General features: G+C 74.5%; 28 protein-coding genes and 3 pseudogenes. 17 read left to right on the top strand and 14 right to left on the bottom strand.

What is annotated here, in order from left to right; all coding sequences use genetic code 11:
• Positions 1 to 77: 77 nt before the first annotated feature.
• Together ACIG5E_RS35450 and ACIG5E_RS35445 are read left to right on the top strand one after the other, a co-directional pair.
• Complete coding sequence (locus ACIG5E_RS35450; RefSeq protein ID WP_396540715.1) at positions 78 to 356, top strand: hypothetical protein; 279 nt, start codon at positions 78 to 80, stop codon at positions 354 to 356.
• A 90-nt stretch (positions 357 to 446) separates the two neighbouring features.
• A complete protein-coding gene (locus ACIG5E_RS35445) occupies positions 447 to 1,403 on the top strand; it encodes a helix-turn-helix transcriptional regulator (RefSeq protein WP_396540713.1) in 957 nt (318 codons plus the stop codon).
• 232 nt (positions 1,404 to 1,635) lie between these two features.
• Here ACIG5E_RS35445 and ACIG5E_RS35440 read toward each other — a convergent pair whose 3' ends face one another.
• The 3 genes from ACIG5E_RS35440 to ACIG5E_RS35430 form a co-directional block, all read right to left on the bottom strand.
• Positions 1,636 to 3,129, bottom strand: coding sequence for an FAD-binding protein (locus ACIG5E_RS35440; protein WP_396540711.1), 1,494 nt, complete (start codon positions 3,127 to 3,129; stop codon positions 1,636 to 1,638).
• 63 nt (positions 3,130 to 3,192) lie between these two features.
• A complete protein-coding gene (locus ACIG5E_RS35435; RefSeq protein ID WP_396540709.1) occupies positions 3,193 to 3,366 on the bottom strand; it encodes a hypothetical protein in 174 nt (57 codons plus the stop codon).
• A gap of 91 nt (positions 3,367 to 3,457) precedes the next feature.
• A complete protein-coding gene (locus tag ACIG5E_RS35430) occupies positions 3,458 to 3,799 on the bottom strand; it encodes a hypothetical protein (protein ID WP_396540707.1) in 342 nt (113 codons plus the stop codon).
• Positions 3,800 to 4,818: 1,019 nt separating this feature from the next.
• Here ACIG5E_RS35430 and pgm point away from each other — a divergent pair.
• Entirely contained in the window at positions 4,819 to 6,459 is a 1,641-nt protein-coding gene (gene pgm, locus ACIG5E_RS35425; protein WP_396540755.1) for a phosphoglucomutase (alpha-D-glucose-1,6-bisphosphate-dependent), read from the top strand.
• 150 nt (positions 6,460 to 6,609) lie between these two features.
• Here the strand turns inward: pgm and ACIG5E_RS35420 are convergent, their stop codons facing one another.
• Positions 6,610 to 7,818, bottom strand: coding sequence for an MFS transporter (locus ACIG5E_RS35420; RefSeq protein WP_396540705.1), 1,209 nt, complete (start codon positions 7,816 to 7,818; stop codon positions 6,610 to 6,612).
• 128 nt (positions 7,819 to 7,946) lie between these two features.
• On the opposite strand from ACIG5E_RS35420, the gene ACIG5E_RS35415 reads away from it, so the two are divergent.
• Entirely contained in the window at positions 7,947 to 8,297 is a 351-nt protein-coding gene (locus ACIG5E_RS35415) for an ArsR/SmtB family transcription factor (RefSeq protein WP_396540703.1), read from the top strand.
• Between the two features lie 46 nt (positions 8,298 to 8,343).
• Here ACIG5E_RS35415 and ACIG5E_RS35410 read toward each other — a convergent pair whose 3' ends face one another.
• Positions 8,344 to 8,742: a VOC family protein gene (locus ACIG5E_RS35410; protein ID WP_396540701.1), complete on the bottom strand. Its 399-nt coding sequence runs from the start codon at positions 8,740 to 8,742 to the stop codon at positions 8,344 to 8,346.
• A 97-nt stretch (positions 8,743 to 8,839) separates the two neighbouring features.
• Between ACIG5E_RS35410 and ACIG5E_RS35405 the strand changes: the two genes are divergently transcribed.
• Both ACIG5E_RS35405 and ACIG5E_RS35400 read left to right on the top strand, forming a co-directional pair.
• Complete coding sequence (locus ACIG5E_RS35405; RefSeq protein WP_396540699.1) at positions 8,840 to 9,913, top strand: helix-turn-helix transcriptional regulator; 1,074 nt, start codon at positions 8,840 to 8,842, stop codon at positions 9,911 to 9,913.
• A 64-nt stretch (positions 9,914 to 9,977) separates the two neighbouring features.
• Complete coding sequence (locus tag ACIG5E_RS35400) at positions 9,978 to 10,694, top strand: HAD family hydrolase (protein ID WP_396540697.1); 717 nt, start codon at positions 9,978 to 9,980, stop codon at positions 10,692 to 10,694.
• A gap of 208 nt (positions 10,695 to 10,902) precedes the next feature.
• Here ACIG5E_RS35400 and ACIG5E_RS35395 read toward each other — a convergent pair whose 3' ends face one another.
• Entirely contained in the window at positions 10,903 to 11,562 is a 660-nt protein-coding gene (locus ACIG5E_RS35395; RefSeq protein WP_396540695.1) for a GNAT family N-acetyltransferase, read from the bottom strand.
• A gap of 265 nt (positions 11,563 to 11,827) precedes the next feature.
• Between ACIG5E_RS35395 and ACIG5E_RS35390 the strand changes: the two genes are divergently transcribed.
• The 3 genes from ACIG5E_RS35390 to ACIG5E_RS35380 are packed head-to-tail and all read left to right on the top strand — an operon-like array spanning position 11,828 to position 12,934.
• Complete coding sequence (locus ACIG5E_RS35390; protein ID WP_396540693.1) at positions 11,828 to 11,980, top strand: hypothetical protein; 153 nt, start codon at positions 11,828 to 11,830, stop codon at positions 11,978 to 11,980.
• The gene (locus tag ACIG5E_RS35385) at positions 11,977 to 12,582 is read left to right on the top strand and encodes an AMP-binding protein (RefSeq protein ID WP_396540691.1); all 606 of its coding nucleotides are present in this window, start codon (positions 11,977 to 11,979) and stop codon (positions 12,580 to 12,582) included. The genes ACIG5E_RS35390 and ACIG5E_RS35385 overlap by 4 nt, the downstream gene beginning before the upstream one ends.
• Positions 12,542 to 12,934: a hypothetical protein gene (locus ACIG5E_RS35380; RefSeq protein ID WP_396540689.1), complete on the top strand. Its 393-nt coding sequence runs from the start codon at positions 12,542 to 12,544 to the stop codon at positions 12,932 to 12,934. Before ACIG5E_RS35385 ends, ACIG5E_RS35380 begins: the two co-directional genes overlap by 41 nt.
• A 49-nt stretch (positions 12,935 to 12,983) precedes the next feature.
• On the opposite strand, the gene ACIG5E_RS35375 is transcribed toward ACIG5E_RS35380, so the two are convergent.
• Positions 12,984 to 13,922 (bottom strand): NADP-dependent oxidoreductase, encoded by a 939-nt coding sequence (locus tag ACIG5E_RS35375; protein ID WP_396540687.1) that lies wholly within the window; start codon positions 13,920 to 13,922, stop codon positions 12,984 to 12,986.
• Between the two features lie 134 nt (positions 13,923 to 14,056).
• Between ACIG5E_RS35375 and ACIG5E_RS35370 the strand changes: the two genes are divergently transcribed.
• The gene (locus tag ACIG5E_RS35370) at positions 14,057 to 14,467 is read left to right on the top strand and encodes a winged helix-turn-helix transcriptional regulator (RefSeq protein ID WP_396540685.1); all 411 of its coding nucleotides are present in this window, start codon (positions 14,057 to 14,059) and stop codon (positions 14,465 to 14,467) included.
• A 74-nt stretch (positions 14,468 to 14,541) separates the two neighbouring features.
• Positions 14,542 to 15,324 (top strand): 2-phosphosulfolactate phosphatase, encoded by a 783-nt coding sequence (locus ACIG5E_RS35365; RefSeq protein ID WP_396540683.1) that lies wholly within the window; start codon positions 14,542 to 14,544, stop codon positions 15,322 to 15,324.
• 52 nt (positions 15,325 to 15,376) lie between these two features.
• On the opposite strand, the gene ACIG5E_RS35360 is transcribed toward ACIG5E_RS35365, so the two are convergent.
• A complete protein-coding gene (locus tag ACIG5E_RS35360) occupies positions 15,377 to 15,913 on the bottom strand; it encodes an AAA family ATPase (RefSeq protein WP_396540681.1) in 537 nt (178 codons plus the stop codon).
• A gap of 153 nt (positions 15,914 to 16,066) precedes the next feature.
• Between ACIG5E_RS35360 and ACIG5E_RS35355 the strand changes: the two genes are divergently transcribed.
• Positions 16,067 to 16,459 carry a hypothetical protein gene (locus ACIG5E_RS35355; protein ID WP_396540679.1) on the top strand — a complete coding sequence of 131 codons (393 nt, stop codon included), beginning with the start codon at positions 16,067 to 16,069 and terminating at the stop codon, positions 16,457 to 16,459.
• A gap of 70 nt (positions 16,460 to 16,529) precedes the next feature.
• Here the strand turns inward: ACIG5E_RS35355 and ACIG5E_RS35350 are convergent, their stop codons facing one another.
• From ACIG5E_RS35350 to ACIG5E_RS35340, 3 genes are all read right to left on the bottom strand, one after another.
• The gene (locus ACIG5E_RS35350; RefSeq protein ID WP_396540677.1) at positions 16,530 to 17,129 is read right to left on the bottom strand and encodes an AAA family ATPase; all 600 of its coding nucleotides are present in this window, start codon (positions 17,127 to 17,129) and stop codon (positions 16,530 to 16,532) included.
• Between the two features lie 288 nt (positions 17,130 to 17,417).
• Positions 17,418 to 17,951, bottom strand: a complete 534-nt coding sequence (locus ACIG5E_RS35345; RefSeq protein WP_396540675.1) for a DUF6328 family protein — start codon at positions 17,949 to 17,951, stop codon at positions 17,418 to 17,420.
• Between the two features lie 94 nt (positions 17,952 to 18,045).
• Entirely contained in the window at positions 18,046 to 18,573 is a 528-nt protein-coding gene (locus ACIG5E_RS35340) for a MarR family winged helix-turn-helix transcriptional regulator (RefSeq protein WP_396540673.1), read from the bottom strand.
• A gap of 47 nt (positions 18,574 to 18,620) precedes the next feature.
• Between ACIG5E_RS35340 and ACIG5E_RS35335 the strand changes: the two genes are divergently transcribed.
• The 4 genes and pseudogenes from ACIG5E_RS35335 (at position 18,621) to ACIG5E_RS35320 (ending at position 21,534) form a co-directional block, all read left to right on the top strand.
• A complete protein-coding gene (locus ACIG5E_RS35335) occupies positions 18,621 to 19,523 on the top strand; it encodes a DMT family transporter (RefSeq protein WP_396540671.1) in 903 nt (300 codons plus the stop codon).
• Positions 19,524 to 19,602: 79 nt separating this feature from the next.
• Positions 19,603 to 20,091 carry a hemerythrin domain-containing protein gene (locus ACIG5E_RS35330; protein WP_396540669.1) on the top strand — a complete coding sequence of 163 codons (489 nt, stop codon included), beginning with the start codon at positions 19,603 to 19,605 and terminating at the stop codon, positions 20,089 to 20,091.
• Positions 20,092 to 20,399: 308 nt separating this feature from the next.
• Positions 20,400 to 20,672, top strand: a pseudogene (locus ACIG5E_RS35325) (maleylpyruvate isomerase N-terminal domain-containing protein); the annotation flags it as partial.
• Positions 20,560 to 21,534 (top strand): maleylpyruvate isomerase N-terminal domain-containing protein, encoded by a 975-nt coding sequence (locus ACIG5E_RS35320; RefSeq protein WP_396540753.1) that lies wholly within the window; start codon positions 20,560 to 20,562, stop codon positions 21,532 to 21,534. The pseudogene ACIG5E_RS35325 and the gene ACIG5E_RS35320, both read left to right, overlap by 113 nt.
• 2 nt (positions 21,535 to 21,536) lie before the next feature.
• On the opposite strand, the pseudogene ACIG5E_RS35315 reads toward ACIG5E_RS35320, so the two are convergent.
• Together ACIG5E_RS35315 and ACIG5E_RS35310 are read right to left on the bottom strand one after the other, a co-directional pair.
• Positions 21,537 to 22,199: pseudogene (locus ACIG5E_RS35315) on the bottom strand (NAD-dependent epimerase/dehydratase family protein); the annotation flags it as partial.
• Between the two features lie 457 nt (positions 22,200 to 22,656).
• Entirely contained in the window at positions 22,657 to 23,250 is a 594-nt protein-coding gene (locus tag ACIG5E_RS35310; RefSeq protein WP_396540667.1) for a hypothetical protein, read from the bottom strand.
• 280 nt (positions 23,251 to 23,530) lie between these two features.
• On the opposite strand from ACIG5E_RS35310, the gene ACIG5E_RS35305 reads away from it, so the two are divergent.
• Positions 23,531 to 24,493: an IS481 family transposase gene (locus ACIG5E_RS35305; protein WP_396540664.1), complete on the top strand. Its 963-nt coding sequence runs from the start codon at positions 23,531 to 23,533 to the stop codon at positions 24,491 to 24,493.
• Here ACIG5E_RS35305 and ACIG5E_RS35300 read toward each other — a convergent pair.
• Positions 24,490 to 24,736 (bottom strand): annotated as a pseudogene (locus ACIG5E_RS35300) (SAM-dependent methyltransferase); the annotation flags it as partial. The gene ACIG5E_RS35305 and the pseudogene ACIG5E_RS35300 overlap by 4 nt on opposite strands.

Below are 24,736 nucleotides of genomic sequence, written 5' to 3'. Positions count from 1 at the left end.
GGGTTTCGCGCCGACAGTGGGGTCACCGGCCTGCGCGCCACGGCGTCGGCCGCGGCGATCGAAGAGGTAAGGACCCCATGCACGAGACACCCGGCGAACTCCACCGTCTCCAGGCCCTCCTGGACACCTCGCTCGCCCGCTCCACCGCCCACCTGCGCTCGATCATCGACAGCGAACGCGCCCTGACCGCCGAGCAGCTCACCCGTGTGCTCACGGGTATGTGCACGCTCGCGCTGTCCACCGTCACCGCGAAGGGCGGCCACGACGCCTTCGACTGGGACAATGACGTCGTCTACTACCGGCTGCACCCGCACTGGATGGCCGCGTTCGCCCCCGACCCCGCCCGGCTGGGGTGACGCGCGGCGGGCCCGCGCGCGGCGACGATGGAGCGCGGGCCGTAGGTGAACGGGTACGACAGACGGACGAACAGCGAGGGGGGAGGCGAGGTGCGGGCGAGCCGGACCATCGCGTTGCTGCTGCTCCTGCAGGCCCGGCAGACGATGACCGCCGCGCAGCTCGCGGCGGAACTCGGCGTTTGTGAACGTACCGTGCAGCGCGACATCGTCGCCCTGCTCGAAGCCGGAGTGCCGGTGTATGCCGAACGCGGCCGCGGTGGGGGCTACCGGCTCGTCGACGGCTACCGTACCCGCCTGAGTGGCCTGGAACGCGCCGAAGCCGAAGTCCTGCACCTGGCCGCGCTCCCGGGCCCGCTGCGGGACATGGGCCTGGCCGGACACGCCCTCGCCGCCCGGCTGAAGGTCGCGGCCGCCCTGGGCGACACCCCGGCGGCGGCCGCCCGGCGTTTCCACCTGGACGCACCGGCCTGGTTCCGCGAAGCCCGGACCCCGCCGCTGCTCGCCGAGGTCTCACGTGCCGTGTGGGAGGAACGCGTCCTGGACGCCCGCTACGCGGCGCGCGGTGGCACCCGCCGGCGGCGTCTGGAACCGTACGGCCTGGTCCTGAAGGCCGGCCGGTGGTACGTCGCGGCGCGTGGCCCCTGCGGGCGCATCGCCTCCTACCGCGTGGACCGCTTCGAGACCGCCGAGGCCGGCGACGAACGCTTCGAACGCGACCCGGACTTCGACCTCGCCGACTACTGGACCACCGCGGCACGGGAGTTCACCCGCGCATTGCTGCGCGAACGCGCCGTGGTACGGCTGAGCCCGCTCGCCGTCCGCGACCTCGCCGCCCTGCTGGAACCGACCGCCGCCACCGACGCCATCGCCACCGCGGGCCCCGCCGACTCCGAGGGCTGGACCACCGTGACCCTGGCGCTGGAGACCTGGGACATCGGCTACCTCGAACTCCTGCGCCTGGGCCCGGAAGCCGAAGTCCTCCACCCACCCGAACTCCGCGCCCGCCTCGCCGACGCGACCCGCCGCGCCGCCGCCCTCTACGCCTGACGGCCGGCCGCGGTCTCGTTCCGGATCGGCCCCTGTGCGGCCGAGGCGGGCCGCCGCGGCCTGTGGGTGATCCCCGCGGCGTGGCGCGTGTCGGGGGGAGAGAGGCCAGGGCCGTTCCGGCCGTTCCACAGGTCCGCCTGCGTGACGGGCATGACGGCCCGTCCGCAGATCAGCCGCATGCCCCCGGCAGGGGCTGCCCCGGTACGGAGCGGCCCCCGCCTGGGTGCGCGGGTCAGGCGTCGTGGATGCCCTGGCCCGGTGTCAGGATCCCCGCCGGGTCGAAGCGCCGCTTGGCTCGCCGTACCTGCTCCCACAGCTCCCCGTAGTGGCGCTGCCAGTCGCAGGCTGTCATGCCCGGTATGGCCCCGATCAGGTACCGCTTGCCGCCCAGCTCGACAGCCCGCTCGTACAGGCGCCGGTTACGCTGAAGCATCCGCGCGATGTCCGCGCCCGGAGCGGGGAAGGCCAGCAGGTCGAAGTGCCAGCCCACCTGCCCCTGCGGCAGGACCGCCAGCGGGGTGCGCACGCTGTCCCGCGCGTACGGGTAGAACAGCAGCAGTCCCGCTCCCAGGTCCGCGGCGGTCAGCGACGCGGCCGCCTCCCGCATGAACACCCCCACCGTGGAGGCCGGCAGGAACAGGCTCAGCCACGGCTTGGGCAGTCCCCACAGCCCCGCCGCCCGCAGGTAGCCCGCGAACGCGTCCACCCGGAACGCGTACTCGCGCCAGCCCTGCTCCACCACCGACGTCCCGCCCGCCACCGGGTTCAGCCCCGCCAGCAGCTTCTCGCGGTCCACCGCCCGCCCGGCGTCCCCGTACGCCACCAGCTCCGCCGTGTACCGCCACCGCTGCCCGTCCGCGCTGCGCACCACGTTGCCGACCTGCAGGTCGAACCGCCCGTCGGCCAGCACTTTCTCCTGGTCGGCGAGGTAGGTGTCGAGGTCGTCGTAGGCCAGGGTGAACACCGTGGAGCGCTCGCGCGCCGGCACCAGGGCGAGTGTCGCCCGCACGATGATCCCCGCCTGCCCGCCGCCGGCCAGCACCGCCTCGAACAGCTCCCGGTTGCGCTCGCGCGAAGCCGTCACCAGCTCACCGGTGCCGGTCACCACCTGCAGCTCGCGCACCGTGTCCGTCTGCAGGCCGTGGTGCTGCACCGCCGCGCCGATCCCGCCCACGCTCAGCGTCCCGCCCACCGACAGGTGCAGGTAGTCCGTCAGCACCGGCGGCATCCAGCCCTGCGCCGCGGCGGCGTCCACCAGCTGCGCCCAGGTCGCGCCGGCCTGCACCACGGCTTCGCCGGGGCGCACCGACACGACCTCGTCCAGGCCGCGGGCGTCGATGGCGATGCCGCCGCGCGCGTTGGCCTGGCCGTAGCTGGAGTGCGACTCCAGCCCCGCCTGCCCGAGCACCGCCACGTCCCCGCTCTGCCCGTTGACGGCCACCGGGATGCGGTGGCGCCGGGCGAAGTCGACGACCCGCTGCACGTCGCGTACCGAGGCGGGCCGCAGCACTGCCCGCGGCGTGGCGCTGACCAGGTGACCGAAGTCGCGGGAGAACCGCTCCAGGCCCTCCCCCTGCAGCGTCACAGTCCCGTCCAGTGTGGGCAGTTCGGCGACACCCGCCCGCGGCGTGGTGGCCCAGGCCCGGGCGGTGGTGTTCCACCCGACGACGGCGGCGGCGCCGGCGCCGGCGACCAGGGCACGGCGGGACAGTCCTGACCTGCTCATATCAGGCTTTCTCCGATCAGTCGTCAAATAGGGATTGTTGTACCGCAGCCGTCCTGCGGCCGCCTACCGGCTTTGCCGCCTCTGCTGCTCGTCCGGGTACGTGAGCGCGCTCGGCGCGTGCGCCCCGGTCCCGTCCTGGTACGACGGCCCGCCGGCGGGGAGGCGCGGCAGGATGCTCGCGGGTTCGAGGGCGTGGATCCGCGGGCTGACGGCGGACAGTGCCCGGTGGACCCGCATCCCCTCCTGCCCGTGCGGCATCCGCCGGTTGCGGTCCGGCGGCCCGGGGGTTGCATTCTGGCTTGCGGTGCTGGGTCTTTGTTCGGGTGTGTCACCGGCCGGCCTGGCCGAGTCGGCGCTCGATCTCCCTGAGCTGCGCCATCGTGTGGTCCCACATTCGGCGCTGGTAGGCGGGGGCGTCGGCTGGGATGCGGGTGCTTGCGGCCTTCGCTTCTTCCAGCAGCGCGCGCCGCGCCTCGGGCAGGCGGGTCACCCGCGGGTGGGTCTCGCTGAGGTCCCGCAGGACGTAGGCGAGTTTGTAGGCGTAGGTGTGGGGGTTGGCCGTGAACAGGGTTCGGTAGACCTGGAGTCCTTCCTCGCCTTCCAGGATCCGCTCGTTGTGGCTCATCAGTCGTACTCGTGCCTTGAGTACCAGGTCCGTGTGCGCGTTCATGTGGTGTTTCCCCCTTGGTCGTTGCTCCCGTGCGCCCACCCCCCCTGCCGCGGCGTCGGGGCGTGGCGGCCCGCGCGCCGGCCGTCCGGGATGGCGGGCGGTGGCGCGGGGGCCGCGCGAGGGGTTGGGGTGTTGCACGAGTGTGCGGCGTCCGCGCGGGGTGCGGCAAGGCGGAACAAGGGTGTGCTGTGTCCTACCGCAACCCTTGCCTGACCTGGCAGGATTGGGGTCGGCACCCTCCCGGGCCCGGGACCGGGACCCGAAGGCCCACCGCACCCCCCCGAAGACGGCCCGGCCCGAAGACGGCCCGGTCCCAGGGTGGCCCGTTCGGCTGGTAGGGAATTGGCCTGTGTGGCAGGTTAATTGCGTACTGATGTAGGCGCGATGACAACGGGATCCGCCGCCACCGACCAGCCCACCGCCATCGACCAGTCCATCTCCTTGGCTGAGGCGTCGGTGTGTCAGGCCCGTAATTTCGCTGCTTTTTGGGGCGGCGCCCTGGCGGGCCTTCCCTCCCGCCCCTCCCCGCTCCGGTCCTGCTTCGCTTCGTCCCGCTTCGTCCTGCTCCGCTCCTGCCCGCTCCGCTTCGTCCCGTCCCGTCGCGTCCCGCTCCGCTTTGCTCTGCGGGGTTAGCCTGGTGGCGTGTTCGTCCTGGGGTTGACGTACGGCGCTTCGTTGGTGCGGATGGAGGAAGTGCTGGCGTGGCGCGTGAGGGCGGGTGGTCATGGGGGTGGGTGGGGCCGGGTTCACGTCGAGGCGCTGGTGGGCGGCGGTCCGTTCGTGGGGTTGGGGCTGGCCGGGTAACGGGTGGCGGGGTTGTTGGCCGTTGTCACCGCTGCGGCGCTGGGGGCGTGCCGCGAGCGGGCGCCCGTCTCGTGAGCCGCGTTGTGTCGTGGTTCGGGTGCCTGGGGCCTGTCGTGCGGTTCGGGGCGCGGTCGTGTTCTGGCTACGATCGGTGAGGGCGGGGCATGAACGTGACGCGAGTTTCGGGATTTCGGGATTTCGGCGGGAGTGGACGGATGGTACACGCACGGGCCGGGCAGCCGGCGCAGCCTGGGGATCTGGTGGACGTGGCGCGGCTGGTGACGGCGTACTACGCGTTGCGCCCGGATCCGCAGGAGGTGGCGCAGCGGGTGGCGTTCGGGACTTCGGGGCACCGGGGTTCCTCGCTGGATGCGTCGTTCAACGAGGATCACATCGCGGCGACGACGCAGGCGATCTGTGAGTACCGGGCCGGGCAGGGGGTGGCGGGTCCGTTGTTCCTGGGGGCGGATACCCATGCGTTGTCGGAGCCGGCGAAGGTGACCGCGTTGGAGGTGTTGGCCGCCAACGGTGTGCTGGTGCTGATCGATGCCGCCGACGGGTACACGCCGACGCCGGCGCTTTCGCATGCCATCTTGGTCCACAATCGGCGCAGTCCCCGGGCGTTGGCGGACGGCATCGTGGTGACGCCTTCGCACAATCCGCCGCGTGACGGCGGTTTCAAGTACAACCCGCCCAGTGGGGGGCCGGCCGGTTCGGAGGCCACCGGGTGGATCCAGGATCGTGCCAACGAGTTGATCCGTGAGGGGCTGCGTGGGGTGAGGAGGGTGCCCTATGCGCGGGCGCTGGCGGCGGCCACCACGGGGCGTCACGATTTCCTGGGTGCTTATGTGCAGGATCTGCCGTCAGTGGTGGATCTGGACGCGGTGCGGGATGCGGGGCTGCGTATCGGGGCGGATCCGCTGGGTGGGGCGTCGGTGGCGTATTGGGGGCGTATCGCCGAGTCCCACCGCCTGGACTTGACGGTGGTCAATCCGGTCACCGATCCGACCTGGCGGTTCATGACGCTGGACTGGGATGGCAGGATCCGTATGGACTGCTCTTCCCCGGCGGCGATGGCCTCGCTCATCGGCCGCAAGGACGAGTACGCCATCGCCACGGGCAACGACGCGGACGCCGACCGGCATGGCATCGTCACTCCCGACGGTGGTCTGATGAACCCCAATCACTACCTGGCGGTGGCCGTCGACTACCTCTACCGTCATCGTGGCGACTGGCCGGGTGATGCGGCGGTGGGCAAGACGCTGGTGTCCTCCTCGATGCTGGACCGGGTCGCGGCCGATCTCGGCCGGGCGCTGGTGGAGGTCCCGGTCGGCTTCAAGTGGTTCGTCGACGGTCTGCTGGAGGGCTCGATCGCCTTCGGCGGGGAGGAGAGCGCCGGGGCTTCCTTCCTGCGCCGCGACGGCGGGGTGTGGAGCACCGACAAGGACGGCATCCTGCTGGCCTTGCTCGCCTCCGAGATCACCGCGGTCACCGGCACCACCCCCAGCGCCTGCTACCGCGAGCTGACCGCCCGCCACGGCGCCCCCGCCTACGCCCGGGTGGACGCTCCCGCCGACCGCGAGCAGAAGGCCCGCCTGGCCCGGCTGTCCCCGGAGCAGGTCACGGCCGGGGAGCTGGCGGGGGAGAAGATCACCGCGGTGCTCTCCCACGCGCCCGGCAACGGGGCGCCCATCGGCGGTTTGAAGGTGTGTACCGACAACGCCTGGTTCGCCGCCCGGCCCTCGGGCACCGAGGACGTGTACAAGATCTACGCCGAGTCGTTCCTGGGCGAGGGCCACCTGGCGCGGGTGCAGCAGGAGGCCCGCGCCCTGGTCGGCGAGGTCCTCGGGGCCTGATGCACGCCCGGCGCCCCGGCCGCCCCCTCGCGGCGGCCGGGGCACCGCCCCCCCGTACGGGCCCTCAGCCGCGCGCCGGCACCGCGGTGGCCGGGTGCCCGCTGCGGTGGCCGGGCCCGGGCGGCGGTGGGCCTGTCCTCGTGCGGCCTGTCAGTTGCCGGCCGGCACTGGGGCCGGCGCCGCCGCCGCTTCGGCCGGGGCGGTCACGGCGGGGGCGGTGGCGCGCTGGTCGCGGGTGGTGGCCGCCGCGATCGCGCACGCCGCCAGGGCCAGTACCGCTGCCGCCAGTGGGAACCACCGCTCGCCCAGCACCGCGATCGCGGCCGACCCCGTCACCCCGCCGGCCGCCGTGCCCAGGTACAGGGCGCTGCTGTTCAGCGAGATCAGCAGCGGTGCGTTCACCGGGTCGATCGAGGCCAGCCGGTGCGGTAGCGCCACTGACACCGCCCACCCCGCCAGCGGCACCGCCACCGAGTACGCCAGCGCCCCCGGCATGCTGCGCCCCAGCCACGGCAGGGCGGCGAAGGCGCAGGCGGCGACGGCGGAGCCGGCCAGCAGTACGCGGCGCACCCCGGCGCGGTCGACCAGGCGCCCGCCCAGCCAGCTGCCGGCCACCGACATCACGCCGGTGGTGAGCAGGATGAGGCTCAGGCGGTCGGCGTCGCCGCCGGTGGCGCCGTGGACGGCGGTGGCGAGGTAGATGTAGACGCTCTGGAAGGCGAGGAAGAAGGCGAGGGTGGTGGCGCCCGCGCCGAGTACCCGGCGCTGGGCCAGCGGGGCGAGGCGTGCGCTGAGGGTGGGGGCGGCGGCGGGGGCGGGCAGGGCGCGCAGCAGGGCGGCGAGTCCGGCGAACGCGGCCAGGCCCAGCGCGGTGACCAGCCACATCGTCAGCCGCCAGTCGGCGCGTCCGACCCAGGTGCCCAGCGGCACGCCGAGCGCGGTGGCGACCGTCATGCCGCCGAGCACGGTGGCGATCGCGCGGCCGCGTCGCTCGGGGGCGACCAGGGTGGTGGCGACCGCGTTGGCGGTGGGGGTGTAGAGGGCGGCGCCGGCGGCGGCCAGCACCCGGGTGGCCAGCAGCAGTCCGTAGCTGGGGGCGAGGGCGCTGAGCGCGTTGGCGGCGCTGAAGACGGCGAGCGCGGTCAGCAGCAGGCGCTGGCGCGGCCAGCGGGCGGTGGCGGCGGCCAGCGGCGGGGCCAGCAGGGCGTAGCCGAGCGCGAAGACGGTGACCAGCTGGCCGGCGGCGCCCACCGACACGCCCAGGTCGGCGGAGATCGGGCCGAGGATGCCGGCCACCACCATCGAGTCGGTGCCCATGGCGAAGGTGCCGAGGGCGAGCAGGAGCAGGCGTACGGGCACGGGAAAGCCCCCCGAGGCTATTGTTGGACAACCATGCAACGGTTTGATGCTCGCCAAACAATCGGGGATTGGTGGATGATTGTCAAACCATTCACCGCCGCCGCACCCCCGAGGACCGGAGCCAGCCCATGACCGCCGCGCCGATGACCGAGGACGAGCGGCTGCCCCAGCCCGCCGCCGCCGACATCGACCTCGTCACCGTCCTGCACGCCCTGGGCGACCCCGTGCGCATGCGCCTGCTGCTCAGCTACGCCGACGGCGCCGAGCACTCCTGCGCCCCCCGCGACTTGGGCCTGGAGCACCTGCACAAGTCAACCGTCTCCCACCACATGCGCGTCCTGCGCGAGGCCGGCGTCACCGCCACCCGCGTCGCCGGCCGCAACCGCTTCGTCAGCCTGCGCCGCACCGACCTGGACGCCCGCTTCCCCGGCCTGCTGGACGCCCTCCTCTCGGCGGCGCCCGCGCCCGGGCCCGTCTGAGGCTCGCCGCTCGTGCCCGTCTGAGGTCCGCGTCGCGGCGGCCGTGTCAGCGTGCCAGCCTGGCCACGGCTGCCGGGGTGACGGGCGTGAAGAAGTTGACGAGGTTGCCGTCGGGGTCGCGCACCAGCAGCGACCGGTTGCCCCAGGGCATCGTGGCGGGTCCGGCCACGACGTCGGTGACGACACCGGCCAGGTCCCCGAATACCCGGTCCACGTCGTCGACCAGGAACTCGGTGATCACGCTGCGGTTGTCCGCCGCAGTGGCACAGCCCGGGGCGAACAGCGCCACCGTGCGGGTGGCGGCGATCGCCAGCGTCGCACTCGCGGTCCTGAGCTCGGCGAAGTCCTCGGTGGCCCACACCGCCCGCGCCCCGGTGGCCCGCTCGTAGAACCCGACGAGGCGGGCGACGTCGCCGGTGATGATGCGGATCGAGACGAAGTCCATGGAATCTCCCTGGTCGTGCGTGCTGAATGCGTTGCGCTCCGCAGGCTAGGAGCAATAGCGGACAGAACCGGTCCTCTATCCGCGGTAGGTTGCCCGGATGCCCCGACCCACCGCCCGCGTGCTGACGCTCCTGGAACTCCTCCAGTGCGGCGGCACCCGCACCGTGGCCGAACTCGCCGACCGGCTCGGCGTCCAGGGACGCACCGTGCGCCGCTACGTGGACCGGCTGATCGAGCTGGACGTGCCCGTGGAATCGGTACGCGGCCGCTACGGCGGCTACCGCCTCGCCCCCGGCTACCGCCTGCCCCCGCTCATGCTCGGCGACGACGAGGCGCTAGCCGTGCTGCTCGGCCTGCTCGCCGCGCGCCGTACCGCGTTGACGGCCACCCAGCGCACCGCCAACGAGACGGCCACGGCGAAGATCCGCCGGGTACTGCCCCGGCACACCGCCCGCCGTCTCGACGCGCTCCTGGACGCCCTCGCCCACACCGACCGGCCCGCGCCGCCTCCCGACGCCGCGGACACCACCGACACCCCTGACGCCGACGTCCTGCTCACCGTCGCCGACGCGGTGCGCCACCGCCGGCCCCTCGCCATCCGCTACACCGACCGCGACGGCCGCCCCAGCGAGCGCACCTTGCACGCCCACGGGATCGTCGCCCACGCGGGCCGCTGGTACGTCACCGGCATGGACGCCCGCCTCGACGAGGAGCGGACCTTCCGGCTCGACCGTGTCACCGACGCCAGGACCCTGCCGGGCACCTTCCGGGAGCCCGAGGGCCCCGACCCCGCCGAACGCCTGCTCACCGGCTTCGCCACCGCCGACTACCGCCACCGGGTGACCCTGCGCATCCACGCCACACCCGAGCACGTCCGCGCCCACCTGCCCGCCGCCGTCGCCCAGTTGGAGGAACACGAACCCGCGGCAGGCCCGGACGCGGCGGACGGCCCGGAGGCGGCGGACGGCCCGGAGGCGGCGGACGGGGTGGCCGGGGTGGCTGGGCAGCGCTGGCTGCGCGTCGGCGTGCGGGCGCAACGGCTCGACTGGCTGCCCCCGGTGCTCGCCGCACTCGACCGCCCGTTCGTCATCGAGCGCCCCGACGAACTGCGCGACCTCGTCACCGCACTCGCCGCCCGCCTCGCCTCCGGCGCCCGCGACAGCGGCGCGTAGGGTCCCTACCGCAGCGCAGTACACCGAAGCGCAGTGCCCCGCAGCGAAACGGAAAGGACGGTTCATGCCGATCAGGGGCGTGCTCTTCGACGTCGACGACACCTTGTTCGACTACTCCGGCTCGGAGGAGGCGGGCATCCTCGCCCACCTGCGGGACGTCGGCCTGCTGGAGCGCTTCCCCACCCCGCAGGCGGCACTCGCGCTGTGGCGCAGCGTCATGGAGTACCAGTACGCCCGCTACCTCGCCCGGGAACTCACCCTGCGCGGCCAGCAGTACGAACGCACCCGCCAGTTCCTCGCCGAACTCGGCCAGGACGGCGCCGAACACCTCAGCGACGAACAGGCCGCCGCCTGGTTCGCCGGCTACGCCGCCCACCGCGACGCGGCGTGGAGCGCCTTCCCCGACGCCAAGCCCGCCCTCCTGCGACTCGCTCCCCACTACCGGCTCGGGATCGTCTCCAACTCCGACACCGACCACCAGCGCCGCAAACTGCGCACCATCGGCCTGCTCGACCACCTCGGCGACGTCCTCGTCTGCTCCGACCAGCACGGCCAAGCCAAACCCGCCCCCAGCATCTTCCACGCCGGCTGCGCCGCCCTGGGCCTGCCCCCGCACGAGGTCGCCTACGTCGGCGACAAGTACACCATCGACGCCGAGGGCGCCCGCGACGCCGGCCTCCACGCCTTCTGGCTCGACCGCGCCGCCACCAACACCCCCGTCGGCCACGGCATCCACGTCCTGCACTCCCTCGACACCCTCGCCCACGCCCTCACCACCTGACCCGCGCCCGCGCACAGGAAGTCGGCCGGCCCGACTCCCGCAGCCACTCCCCGAACCCCCTCGCCGCCTGACCTGCGCCTGCGCGCGGGAAATCGGCGGGTCCGACTTCCCGGGCGACGGAGCATCGGGGGCCCGGGTGTGGGGGAGTGCTGCTCCTGTGGGACCGGTGCGTAGGAAGTCGGTCGGGCCGACTTCCTGCGCACCGGTTCTACTGTGCCGGGGTGGGGGTGGCTCCGAAGAGGGTGCGGCAGGTGGGGGTGAGGCCGGTGATGGTGACCGGGATGGGTGGGCCTTGCCAGTGGTCGCGGTCCAGGCGCAGGCGCTGGGACTCCACGACGCGCCCGTCGAGGGTGTCGCGGCTGATGCCGTCGGGGCGGTAGCCGAGCTTGCGGGAGACGGCGAGGGAGGAGTGGTTGTCGGCGAAGGACACCGACGTCGCCGACACCGCGCCCAGTTCCGCGAACGCGAGGTGGAGCATCGCGGCGCGCATCTCGGTGCCCAAGCCCAGGCCCTGGTGCTCCAGGCCGACCCAGGAACCGGAGGTGATCTCGCGCCGTACCGTGAACTCCTTGGCCCGCATGTCCTGCACGCCCACGGGACGCCCCTGGTGGAAGGCCACCAGGTCCAGGGCCCAGCTCTGCGCCGTCCAGCGCCCCATCCGGCGCCAGTGCATCTGCAGGACGTGCCGGGCGCGTTCGGCGGGCGGCAGTTCTCCCCACGGGGTGAGGAAGGGGCGTTCGGTCGGTGGGTGGATGCCGCGCGCGGCCAGGTCCGCGAGCTCGCCGAGGTCGTCCTCGGTGGGCAAACGCAGTTCCAGGCGGGGCGTGGTGACGCGCAGGCCCGTCAGCGGCCAGTAGTCGGTGATCACCGGGACAGTGTGCCGAAACCGCCCGCCGGCCGCACCGAGGTTTCCCGGTGGACCGGCCGGGGCCGGGGTGGGGCCATGGTTGCCCCCTGCGCACAAGAAGCGGCCATCCCCGAGCGGGAGTTCGTCAGCGCACCCGCTTTGATCCTCCGGTCCCCGCGCTGCGACCCGCACCGGCGCGCCGTCACCACCGCCGACGGCGCCGAGATCACCGCCGGCGACTTCGCCGCCGCCACCTACCGTCTACCGCGAGCTCCTGGCCCGGGGCGTGGGCCGCGGCGCGACGGTCACCCTGCTCACCGGCAACACCGCCGAGGCGCTCAGCGCCCGCTACGCCGAGGGTCTGGCGGGCGCGCGGGTGGTCAACGTGTACGACTGGATGAGCGCCCCGGTCCTGGCAAAGGCATCGGCGAGGACGTGATCGCCGCCTGCGCCTACCGGCCCGCCGAGGAGCCCGCCGTGCGCATCGGCCCCGGCGACGACCTCGGCATCCGCCACACTGGCGGCACCACCGGCATCCCCAAGGGCGTCCTGAGCTTGCACGGCCCCTACCGCAGCGCCTTCGACGTCCCCTACGCCGACCCCCGCCCCGAGGACGAACCGCCCCGCCTCCTCGCCGCCACCTCCCTCGCCCACCCGGCTGGCGTGCTGACGGCTGCGCCGCGTCTCCCCTACGGCGGCTGCGCCGTGGCCCCGACCCGGATCCGCGAGGCCCTCAAGGTGTTCGGCCCGGTGCTGGTGAGCGGCTACGGCATGTCGCAGGCGCGGAACATCGCGATGCTCGGCCCCGCCGAGCACGACCGCATCGGCCACGGCGGCCGGCTCTCGGTGGGCCGCCCGCTGCCGGGCGTGGAGGTGGAGATCCGCGCCGCCGACGGCACCGCGCTGCCGGCCGGCGAACAGGGCGAGGTCCACGTCCGCTCGGCCACGCTCACGGCCGGGTACTGGAAGCAGCCCGACCTCACCGCCCAGGTCCTGCGCCATGGTTGGCTGGACACCGGCGACACCGGCGACACCGGCTAACTTCGACGCCGACGGCTACCTCTACCTCGCCGACCGCCTCAAGGACCTGATCATCGTCGTCGGCGGCCACGTCTACCCCACCGAGGTCGAGGACCTGCTGTTCACCCACCCGGCGATCGCCCAGTGCGCCGTCTTCGGCGTGCGCGATGCCCAGCAGGCCGAGCACGTCCACGTCGCCGTCGTCCCCGCCCAGGGGCAGCAGCCGCAGCTGGAGGAGATCCGCGCCTTCGTCACCGCCAACAAGGGCCGGATCTACGCCCCCGAGGCCCTGCACCTGGTGGACGCGATCGCGCTGACGGCCGTCGGCAAGCCGGACAAGAAGCGCCTGCGCGCGGCGGCGTCGGCCCCCTGAACCGGGAGCGGGAGCGGGAGCGGGTGGGGCGGCCCGGTGCCGGCCCCGGTCAGGGCACCAGCACCAGACGCCCCCGCAACCCGCCCCGCGCCAGCCGCTCGTGCGCCCGCGCGGCGTCCTGCAGCGGCAGGGTGGCGGCCACGCGCAGGGTCAGCCGGCCGTCCGCCGCCAGCGCCGACAGCCGCGCCAGCGCCGGCCCGTCCGCGCTCACCCACACGTTCACCACCCGGATGCCGCGCAGCCCCACCGGCTCACTGCCGCCCGCCACCGCCGCGAACACCCCCCGCCCGCGCACCGCCCCGAGCGCCGCCACCCCGAGCCGGGCCGCGTCCACCGCGCCGTCCACCCCGCCCGGCACCAACTCCCGTACGGCCGCGGCCACATCGCCCGCCGTACGCGGCACGAACCACCGCGCACCCAGCGCCCGCACCAGTTCCTCGTCCTCCGCGGCGGCCAGCGCCACCACCCGTAGCCCGCGCAGCGCCGCCAGTTGGACCGCGAAGCCGCCCACCGCCCCCGCCGCGCCCGTCACCAGGACGCTGGCACCGGCGGGCAGCTCCAGCAGGTTCAGGGCCTGCACCGCGGTCAGGCCGTTCAGCGGCAGCGTCGCCGCCTGCGCGAAGCCGACCCCCGCCGGGGCCGGCGCCAGCGCCTGTGCGTCCAGCACCACGAACTGCGCGTACGCGCCCAGGTCCACGTCCAGGCGGTCCCGCAGCCCCACCACCCGCTGCCCCGGCACGAACCCCTCGACCCCCGGCCCGACGGCGTCCACCACCCCGGCCACCTCCCAGCCGATGCCCGTCACCTCCCGTCGGCCCATCAGCCCCGCCCCGGCCAGTGCACCCGAGCGGGTCAGGGCGTCCACCGGGTTCACCCCCGCCGCCTCCACCCGCACCCGCACCCGCCCGGGGCCCGCCACCGGCCGCCCCACCTCCACCAGCTCCAGCACCTCGGGCCCGCCGAAGTCCCGCACCACCACAGCCTGCACCGCACCCAACTCCTTCGAGCAACAGCAACCGACAGCAACCCTTGCGAACACCGCCCAATCTAGGGAGAGTTACTCTCCGCAGGGAAGAACGCACCCCAAGGTGCGCAACCGACCCCCAGGAGAGGAACAGGCCGATGCCCACCATGACCGCCGCCCAGCGCCGCGCCGCCCAGCGTGCCGGATACGACGCCTACCTCGCCCAGTGCCCGGCCCGCCAACTCCTCGACCGCATCGGCGACAAGTGGGTCACCCTCCTCGTCAACGCCCTCGCCGACGGCCCCCAGCGCTACAGCGACCTGCGCCGGCGCCTGGCCGGAGTCAGCGAGAAGATGCTCACCCAGACCCTGCGCACCCTGGAACGCGACGGCCTGCTGCACCGCACCGTCACCCCCACCGTCCCCACCCGCGTCGACTACGCCCTCACCCCGCTCGGACACGACCTGCTGCCGCTCGTACGCTCGATCAAGACCTGGGCGGAAACCCACATGCCCCACGTCCTCGCCGCCCGCACCGACTACGACCACCGGCAGCAGAGCGACAACTGACGAAACACCGCGAACCGAGCCGGCCGGAACCGGCCCTGCGCCGGACGAACCGACCCGTGGCAGGATCACCGGCCATGCACGACTACCTCCTCCAAGCAGACCACGGCGTACGCTTCGACTGGGGCCCCGCCGGCGCCCGCCACCTCGCCCCCCAAACAGGCGCCCTCGTGGTCGTCGACGTGCTCTCCTTCACCACCTCCGTCTCCGTCGCGGCCGAGGCCGGCACCCGCGTCCTGCCCTACCCCTGGCGCGACGAGAGCGCCGACGCCTTCGCCACCGGCCACGACGCCCGCCTCGCCGTCGGTCGCCACGCCGTCAGCGACCGCACCCCGTGGACACTCTCACCCGCCGCCCTGCGCCGCGCCCCCGCCACAGCGCGCCTGGTCCTGCCCTCGCCCAACGGCTCGGCCATCTCGGCCGCCGCACAGCACGCCGGCGCCACGGTCCTGGCCGCCTGCCTGCGCAACGCCACCGCGGCGGCCGCATGGCTCGCCGCCCACGACTACGGCACACCCCAGCGCCCGGTCGCCGTGATCGCCGCCGGGGAACACTGGCCCGACGGCACGCTGCGCCCGGCGCTGGAGGACCTGTACGGCGCGGGCGCGGTGATCGCGGCCCTGCGCGGGCGGGGCTGCGGGCCGCTGTCGCCGGAGGCGGCCATGGCGGGCGCGGCGTTCGCGGCGAGTGCGGCGAGTGCGGGGGTGGCGCGGCAGGTGCGCGGGAGCGTGTCGGGGCGGGAGCTGACCGAGGGCGGCTTCGCCGAGGACGTGGCGGTGGCCGTCGAGCTGGACGCCAGCGCAGTGGTGCCGGTCCTCGTCGACGGGGCGTTCACCGCACAGCGGGCGCCACAGGCCTGACGGGGCAGCACCCGGCCGGACGGCGGCGTTCAACGGCGGCGTCCAGCGGCGTTCAGCGGCGGGCGAAGGCGGCGATGTCCGCCAGCGGCGGATCGTAGCCGTCGGTGGTGTCCACGCACAGGCGCGGCACGCCCGGCAGGGACAGCGCGGTGAAGTCGTCCAGCAGGTTGCCCGCGCCGGGCGGGGCGGCGAGCAGGTCGCGGTCGGCGTGCGCGGCGCGGTGGCGCCCGGTGGCCAGGCGCTCCGCGATGCGGCGGCGGGCCAGGGCCGGATCCACCCGGCAGTGCACCACCCGCAGTTCGGTGCGGGCGGCCAGCGGCGCCAGGCGGGGGCGCCAGATCCGGTCCTGGTAGGCGGCCTCGGCGACCACGCTCACCCCGGCGCGCACCAGCACGCCCAGCACGTCGAAGAAGGCGTCGCGCACCACCTCGTCGGGGGAGGGCGAGGGCGAGGGGGAGCGGGTGGCGGCGTGCAGCAGGCCCTCCTTGACCTCGTCGCGGCACACCGCGGGGCAGCCGACCGCCCGGGCGAGCGCGTGCGCCAGTGTCGTCTTCCCGCTGCCCGGCCCGCCGCTCACCACGATCAGCACCGCTCGTCTCCCGTCCCACCCCGCCTGCGTACACCGCCTGTTGAAACTTTGTACCCGAAACCTGCGCCACCCCGGGCTCGTTGTGCCCCGCGAACGGACGAATCGGCCCGGCAGGCGGTGAGGCGCCGCACGGGCCCGGACGGAGGGAAGTTCATGACCGACACCGAAGCGGGCACCGTGACCCGCGGCGGCAGCCCGGACTCTGCGGTGGACCGGGTCGCCGACTTCTACGGCGCCTACATCGACGCCGTCTGCGACGGCACCGACGACCTGTCGAACGAGCTGCGCGGCCATTACCTCACCGAGGACCTGCGCCGACGCCTGGCGGCCTGGGAGGAGGCCAACCACGCCGACGGCGTGCTGCGCGCCCAGGACGTGCCCACCGCCTGGGAGGTGGCCTACCACGACTCGGGCGCCGGGCGCCTGTTCACCACCGTCACCCTGACGTGGGGCACCGGGCCGGACGCCGGGACGACCCGCCTGGCGGTGCAGAGCGACCTGAGCACCAAGCTGATCTCCGACATCGAGGACGCCCCCGCCGCGTAGCGGCCGGTGCTTTCGCCGAGGTGCCGCGGCCTGAGGTGCCGCCTCCCGAGCTGCCGCGGCTCTGGCCGCTTCAGGTCCAGGCGCTGGCCAGGCGCTGCGGCAGGGTGTCGTACGGGAGGCAGTCGACCACCGGCAGGCGGTGGGTGCGGGCCTGGGCGGCGAGCCAGTGGGAGTAGCGGGCGCTGACAGCGGCGCGCTCGCTCTGGGCGCCGCAATCCGGTTCGCGCCGCGCGTAGTTGGCGCCGATGCGAGCCTCGTCGCCCTCGTGGAGGAACACCGCGGCAAGGCGCCGGCCGTGCGCGACGGCCTCGGCGGCGGCGCGGGCGGCGGCCCGGGGGCTGAGGTAGTCGCCCTCGACGATGGCGGGCACGTCGACGCTCAGGCGGTTGCGCACGACGCCGAGCAGGGCCTCGTCCAGGGCGTGGGCGGTGGCGATCTGCAGCTGGAGCACCTGCTCGGTGCTCAGGTCCTGGGCGGGGGTGGCGGTGAAGTGGTGCAGGCCGGGGTGGGTGGCCGGGGTGGTGGCGGCCTGCAGGGCGGCGACGACGTCGTCGAACTCCACCGTGAACGCGCCGCTCGCGGCGGCGAGGCGGGCGGCGGCGCGGCTCTTGCCGACGCCGGAGGCGCCGCCGATCAGCAGGACGTCCCAGGGGCGGTGGTCGGTGTGCATACGGTCACATTAACCGGGCGCGGTCATCCGTTCGGGGTGCCGGCGGGGTCTGTGGGGGTGGGGGAGGCGTCCGGGCCGCGGCGCCTCCCGGCCCGGCCCCCGGCGCCCGGCAGCCGGCCCAAGGCCCGGTCCCCGGCACCGCCGCTCGCCCGTACCCGCCCCGGCTGGTACGGGCGGGCAGCGGTGGACCGGGGGGCCGTCACCCGTGCACTCCACGGGCGAGCGCAGGCCGGCGCGTGGCCCGGTCCGCAGCGCGGCGGCGCCGGCCCCGGCGGCCAGGGCGAGCGGTCAGGGCCGCTCGCGGGTGGCGCGGCGCACGGACCAGGGCAGGACGAACCACAGTGCGGCGAAGATCAGGGCGATGACGGCGCTGATCGCGACGGCCGCCGGCGCGCCGAGGACGACGTCCAGCACCAGCAGTACGGCGCCGGTGAGGGCGGAGGCGAGCAGCAGCAGGCCGAACTGGGCGATGCGGGCGGAGACGTCGACGATGCGGGCCTTGCCGGGGTGGCGGAACAGGCCGCGGTGCAGGGCGACGGGGGTGGCCAGCACGGCGGCGGCGACGACGGCCAGCAGCAGGGTGGCGACGTAGATGTCCTGCTGGGCGTCGGAGAGTTCGGCGAAGCGCGGGGTGAAGGCGACGCCGAGTAGGAACGCGAAGACGATCTGAACACCGGTCTGCAGCACCCGCAGCTCCTGCAGCAGTTCCACCAGGCGCCGGTCGGCCCGCACTGCCGGGTTCTCCCACCCCGGGGGAGCGGGCTCGTCGGGACGGTCGGGGTCGTGTCCGTGGCCGGGGCCGGGCGGGGGAGGGGTGCTCATGCGTCACATTCTGCTCGGCGCGGCGTCAGTCCATGCGCTCCGTCAGCCCGTGCGGTCCGCGCGGCCCGTGCGCTCCGTCGGCCCGTGCGGCCTGTCAGCCTGTGCGCCCGGTCGGCCCGGCGCCCTCCAGACGCTGCTGCCAGGCGGTGAGCAGCGCCTCCAGGGCGCCGGCCTCGCCGGGGCTCAGGTGGGAGAGCAGGCGGTGCTCGTTGCGCATGTGGGCGGTGAACGCCTCGTCGATCAGGCGCAGCCCCGCGTCGGTGAGGGCGACCACGCGCCCGCGCCGGTCGTCCTCGGCGGTGCGGCGGGTGACCAGGCCGGCGCGCTCCAGGCGGTCGATGCGCTTGGTCATGGCACCGGTGGTGACCATGGTGTGCGCCGCGAGCTCCCCGGGGGCCCGCTCGTACGGGGCGCCGGCGCGGCGCAGGGCGGCGAGCACGTCGAACTCGCCCTCGCTCAGGCCGTAGCGCTGGTAGACGAGGGTGAGTTCGGCGGTCAGGCGGGCGGCGAGGCGGTGCAGGCGCCCGATCACGGCCTGGGGGGAGACGTCGAGGTCGGGGCGCTCGCGGTGCCACGCGGCCTGGATGAGCGCGACGTGGTCGGCGTCGTCCTGGTGCTGCATGGGGACATCCTACCCGGATAGCTTCCTGGGAAGCTATATTGGCTTCCATGGAAGCCAATGCGCGGTGGGTACTGCTGACCGCCCTCGCCCCGATCGCCTGGGGCGCCAACTACTGGGTCACCCACGCCTACCTGCCCGCCGACCGCCCGCTGTGGGGCGCCGCCCTGCGCGCCCTGCCCGCCGGACTGCTGCTGCTCGCGCTCGCCCGTCGCCGCCCACGCGGCCCCTGGTGGTGGCGCAGCGCCCTGCTCGGGCTGCTCAACACCGCCGTCTTCTTCGTCCTGCTCTACCTCGCCTCCCAGCTGCTGCCCACCAGCACCGCCGCCACCGTCATGGCCGCCTCCCCACTGGCCATGCTGCTCACCGCCTGGGCACTGGCCGGGCAGCACCCGCACCGCGCTCACCTGGCCGGGGCGGTGGTGGGCCTGGCCGGGGTGGCGCTCACCGTCCTCGGGACGGCGGGCGCGCTCGACTGGGCCGGGCTGGCGGCCTCGGTGGGCGCGATGCTGGTCTCCTCCGTCGGCTACGTGCTCGCCGCCCGCTGGCGCGAGGGCGCCGACCCGCTGGCCGCCACCGCCTGGCAGCTGACCGCCGGCGGCCTGCTCCTGCTGCCGCTGGCCGCCGGCGCCGAGGGCGCGCCGCCACCGCTGCAGGGCCCCACCCTGCTCGCCTTCGGCTACGTCACCCTGGCCGCCACCGCCCTCGCCTTCGCCTGCTGGTTCGCCGGGCTGCGGCATCTGCCGGCCGGCACCGTCGGCCTGCTCGGGCTGCTCAACCCGCTGACCGGGGTGCTGCTGGGCACCGCACTGGACGGTGACGAACTGGGGCCGCGTCAGGTGCTGGGACTGGCGCTGGTGGCCGCCGGGATCCTGCTCGGACGGCCCCGCAGTCGCACCGGCGCACCGGCCGAGGCGGCGAGCGCGGGCTTGCCCGGGCAGCGCGTGCCGTGATCGGATGGGCGCCAGCATCGCGTGCCGGTGGCGGACCGCGCCAGGCATGGAGGTGCGCAACCGAAGGGACCGCCCGCTCGTGGCCTCCCCCCTCACCGGCCGTACGGCCGCCCTCAGCCTTCAACTCTCCCAGGCGCACAACGAACTGCGCCGCCGCCTGACCAATGTCCGCTCCGCCCTGGGCCGGCGCCAGGGGGCCGACGACTCCATGCTCACCCACTGCCTCGCCTTCTGCAGTGCCCTGACCAACCATCACCAGGGTGAGGACGAAGGCCTGTTCGCCGCCCTGGTGCGCGAACGCCCCGACCTCGCACCCACCGTCGCCAAACTCGTCGAGGACCACGGGTTCATCGCCGCCATCCTCACCCGGGTCCGCGAACTCGCCGAACAGGGCGCGGAGAAGGAAGGCGCCGACCTGGAGGTGATCGGACGCGAACTCGACGGACTGGCCGCCATCATGGAATCCCACTTCGGCTACGAGGAACGCGCCATCGGCGCCGCCCTGGACGCCGCGGTGCGCCACGAGGACGGCTGGGCTCAGCCGGTGCTGCGCCTCCGCACCTCGTAAGAGCCGCAAAGCCGAAGAAGCCGTAAGAGCCGTTGAAGCCGAAGAAGCCGTAGCGGCCGTTGAAGCCGGCGCCGTAAAACCCCTGGCCCCGCCGGGCCCGGCTTCCCTAGGCCCGGCCCTGCCCTGCCCGGCACCGGGGCTGGGTCGGGCTCCGGTCCGACGAATTCGCTGGTCGCCCGCTACGCGAGGGTGACGGACAACCCGGGGTGCACAAGAACCCGGACTTCCCCGATCTGCTGTGACTGATCGACGAACGCTCCCAGGCCTTGCGCGCCGCGATCGCCGCCGCTCCCAGCCTCGACGCCGAGGTGGCGACCTGCCCCGAGTGGGAGCTGTTCGATCTGGCGCAGCACCTGGGCTCAGGAGGCCGTTTCTGGGTCGTCATCGCCGCTGCCGGTCCCGCCGACGCACCCCCCGCCGAGGCTGTCGCCCTACGCCGACCCCGCCGCGCCCGGGGAACGCGAAGCCCTGCAGGCCTGGCCGGCCGGGTCGACCCGGCAACTGCCGGACGCCCTGCGCCAGGCCGGCCCGGACAGCGGCTGCTGGACGTGGTGGCACGGCTCCCGGTCCCCGCACAGCGCCGGCGCCGTCGCCCGGCACCGGATCCAGGAGAGCGCCGTGCACACCCACGACGCCCAGCTCACCACCGGCACCGCCCAGCCGCTGCCGCAGGAGGCCGCGCTCGACGGCGTCGAGGAGTTCCCGCACACCTGCTGCGCCACCACCGCCCCCGTGGCCGTACGAGCGTGCCGTCGTCGGCTGTCACGCCGCCGGGGGCCGCTCCTGGCGCCTGCACCTGTGCGTCGACGGCGCCCGCACCGGGCGCCTGGCCGACGCCGCCACCCCGGCCGCCGCCACGCCTGCCGACGCCGCCGCCACCCCTGCCGCCGCCACGCCTGCGGGCGCCGCTGCCGTCCCTGCCGCCGCCACGCCTGCGGGCGCCGCTGCCGTCCCGGACGCCGCCACGCCTGCGGGCGCCGCTGCCGTCCCGGACGCCGCCACGCCTGCGGCCGCCGCCACGCCTGCGGGCGCTGCCGCCACGCCTGCGGACGCCGCCGCCCGGGCCGCCGCCGCCCCTGCGGGCGCCGCCGCGCCTGTGGATGCCTTCGCCCGTGGCGGCGCCGCCGAGTTGGTCCTCGTCTTCTACGGCCGCCTCCGGCTGGACACCCTGCGGATCGATGGCGACCGGGAGGTCTTCGAGTGGCTCATCGTCTGGGACCCGGGCGCCTGGAACACGGTCACGGTCACAGCGCGCCGGCCTGCGCCGCCGCCCACGCCGACGGGTATAGCGGGCGCCAGCCCAGGTCACGGCGGGCGGCGGCGGTGGACATCTGCCCTTCCCATGGGTCGAACTCCGTCTGTTGCGAACCACCGGGGTGGGTAAGGCCGTTGAGCGCGTGCAGGTCCCAGGCGGTCAGTGGGGCGTCGTCTGACACGTTGTAGGTGCGGCCCTCGATGCCCGGGGTCACCACCGCCCGCCACAGTGCCTGTGCCACGTCCGCGTGGTGCACCACCGCCAGGCGCTGGTGGGCGGGCCAGGATCCGGCCCAGTGCAGGGATTGTGCCAGGTGCGGATCACCCTGCCCGTATACGAACGCCAACCGGGTCACCACCAGCGGCAGTTCGTCGCCCAGTTCGCGCAGTCCCGTCTCGGCTTGCGCTTTGGACTGCGCGTACACGCCCCACGCCGGGTGCGGCGCCGTCTGGTCCTGCTCCACGGCGGGGCGGCCCAGCCCCCGCCCGTACACCAGGTTGGTGCTGGTGTGCACGAACCTGGCCACCCCGGCCTTCGCGGCCTCGCGGCCCAGTGCCACGGCCGCGTCCCGGTTGACCGCCCACGCCTGCTCGTCCGGTACCCCGCGTAGCGCCGCCGCCACGTTCAGCACCACCTCGGCGCCGTCCAACGCCCGTGCCCGGTCGGCGGGTTCGCACAGGTCGCCGACCACCACCTCCACCCCGTCCAGTCCCAGCCCCAGTGCCTTCGCCTTGCCCGCGTCGCGCACCAGTACCCGCACCGAACCACCCTGGGCCGCGGCCCACCGTGTCAGCCGCGGCACCAGGCGCCGCCCGACCGAACCGCTCGCCCCCGTCACCAGGATCTTCGCCATGCGTGTCTGCCCTTCCGGGAGTTGTTCTGTCTCCGACGTCCATCAGCCTGCCCGCCCCCCGGCACGGGCGGCAGAGACCCGTCGGACCAGGGATCCCCGATCCCTGGCTGAGGCCATGTGGGCCCGGCGGCCGTGGGCCTCGACGACGGCGGTCCGGCCCGGTCCGGCGCGGCTCGGCTTGGCCCGGCGCGGCCCGGCTTGGCTTGGCCCGGTCCGGCGCGGCGTGGCTCGGCTTGGCCCGGCTCGGCTTGGCTTGGCCCGGTCCGGCTCGGCTCGGCTTGGCCCGGTCCGGCTCGGCTTGGTCCGGTCCGGCGCGGCTCGGCCCGGTCCGGCTTGGCCCGGCCCGGTCCGGCTTGGCCTGGCCTGGCTTGGCTTGGCTTGGCCTGGCTTGGCTTGGCTTGGCCTGGCTTGGCTTGGCTTGGCCTGGCTTGGTTCGGTTTGGTCCGGGTCGCGTTGGTCACCGGTTCCCGGTGGCCGTGTGTGGGGTGCCGGTCCTGTCCGCGAGCCAGACGCCGAGTACTGTCAGGAGGGCCGCCCCGAACGCGTACACGGGCAGCCACTGCGTCGTCGTGGAGGCCAGGCACGCGTCGACGGCGTGCCGGCTCCGGTCGCTCTGCGCGTATGCCAGTGCGGCGCCGCTCTGGCCGGCGAGGTCGCCCAGGGCGGCCTGTGTCTGCAGCGCCGTGTAGCTGCCCAGGTGGGCGCACTGGCTGCGGGTTCCCGGCATGGGGAACAGCCAGGCCCAGCGCTGTATCGCGGGGGCCATGGCCAGGGCCGCGCACAGGCCGACGACCAGCGAGTAGGCCGTCAGGCTCCGCGCGTAGCCGGAGCCCGGGCCGGGGGTGCGGGTCGGCGGGCCGGTGAAGGAGAAGACCACCGCGAGGAGTGTCATGCCCAGATAGGTGGAGAACCACTGCCACGAGCCCGAGGCGAGCGCGAAGCCCAGTACGGCGGCGAGTGCGATGCCCAGCACCCCGGCCCGCTCACCGGCTCCGCGGTTCGCGCCGGTGGCCGCGCAGCCCGGTGCGCTCGGGTGGCTGCGGTCGTCCATGGTCCCTCCTGCCTGTGCCCGGACCCCCCAGTGTCCGGCCGCGGCGCGTTCCGGGCCCTCACGCCATGCGGGGCCGCCCGCCGCCTCGCCCGGGTGGCGCTCGCGCGCCCCGCCACCCGGCGGGCCCGCCGCCCGCCGTCCGGCGGGACCCGGGTGGTGGCTAGGTGTACTGACCACGGAGGTTGGTGACAGGGCTCACGGCCGGGTGATCTTGAAATGAGTGAGGGCCTTCTGGCTCGGTGTGGATTGCGACATCTGCACCGACTTCAGAAAGGCCCTCATGCCACAACGTAACGCACCGCTGACCGAGACCGGACGCCTGCGTCCGGCCCGCTGCGTGGTCGAGGACGGGTGGCCTCTGCGGCGGGCGGCCGAACGCTTCCAGGTCTCGCCCACCACCGCCAAGCGCTGGGCCGACCGCTACCGCGCGCTCGGTGAGGCCGGCCTGAGCGACCTCTCCAGCCGCCCACACCGCAGCCCACGCCGGCTGCCGACCCGCACCGAACGGCGGATCATCAAGGTCCGCGTGCTCCGCCGACGGGGACCCGCCCGCATCGCCTACCTCCTCGGGCTGAACCCGGCCACCTTCCACCGTGTCCTCGTCCGCTACCGGCCCGCCCGCCTCGCCCGCCTCGCCCACCTCGACCGGGCAACCGGTCGGGCGATACGGCGCTACGAACGCGCCGCACCGGGCGAGTTGGTCCACGTCGACATCAAGAAACTCGGCAACATACCCGACGGCGGCGGCCACCGCGTGCTGGGCCGCCCCGCCGGAAAGAAGAACCGCTCGGGCGCGGGCTACAGCTACCTGCACGACGCCGTGGACGACCACTGCCGCCTGGCCTACGGCGAGATCCTGTCCGACGAGCGCAAAGAGACCGCCACCGCCTTCTGGGCCCGGGCGAACGAGTTCTTCGCCCGGGCCGGGATCACCGTCCAGCGCGTGCTGACCGACAACGGCTCCTGCTACCGCTCACGGGTCTGGCGCGCCGCCCTCGCGGCCGAGGGCATCGCGCACAAGCGAACCCGCCCCTACCGGCCCCAGACCAACGGCAAGGTCGAACGCTTCAACCGCACCCTGCTCGACGAATGGGCCTACGCCAGGCCCTACCGCACCGAACAGGAACGACGCGACGCCTACCCCGCCTGGCTCCACACCTACAACCACCACCGCGGACACACCGCACTCGCAGGCGAGCCACCCGCCAGCCGCGTCCCCAACCTCACGGGACACAACAGCTAGGCCGCGCGTAGCAGGAGGTGGCCGCGGCGGAAGCGTTCGCCGTCGCCGGGCCGGCGCAGCATGCGGGCGGTTTCGGTGAGGCCGGCTTCGGCGGCGAGGGTGGAGAGGGTGTCGATCGGCCAGCGGTAAGCGGTGGTCACCTTGTGGCCGAAGGGGGTGAGCGGGTCGCCCTCGGACTCGAAGAAGCCGAGCAGGGCGTATCCGCCCGGGGCCAGGACGCGGCGGAACTCGGCGAGGTAGGCG

Origin of the sequence: Kitasatospora sp. NPDC053057 (assembly GCF_044546945.1) — a bacterium.
Taxonomy (GTDB): domain Bacteria; phylum Actinomycetota; class Actinomycetes; order Streptomycetales; family Streptomycetaceae; genus Kitasatospora.
Note: the sequence above shows the minus strand (reverse complement) of the source record. Positions and strands in the feature narration are given on the sequence as shown.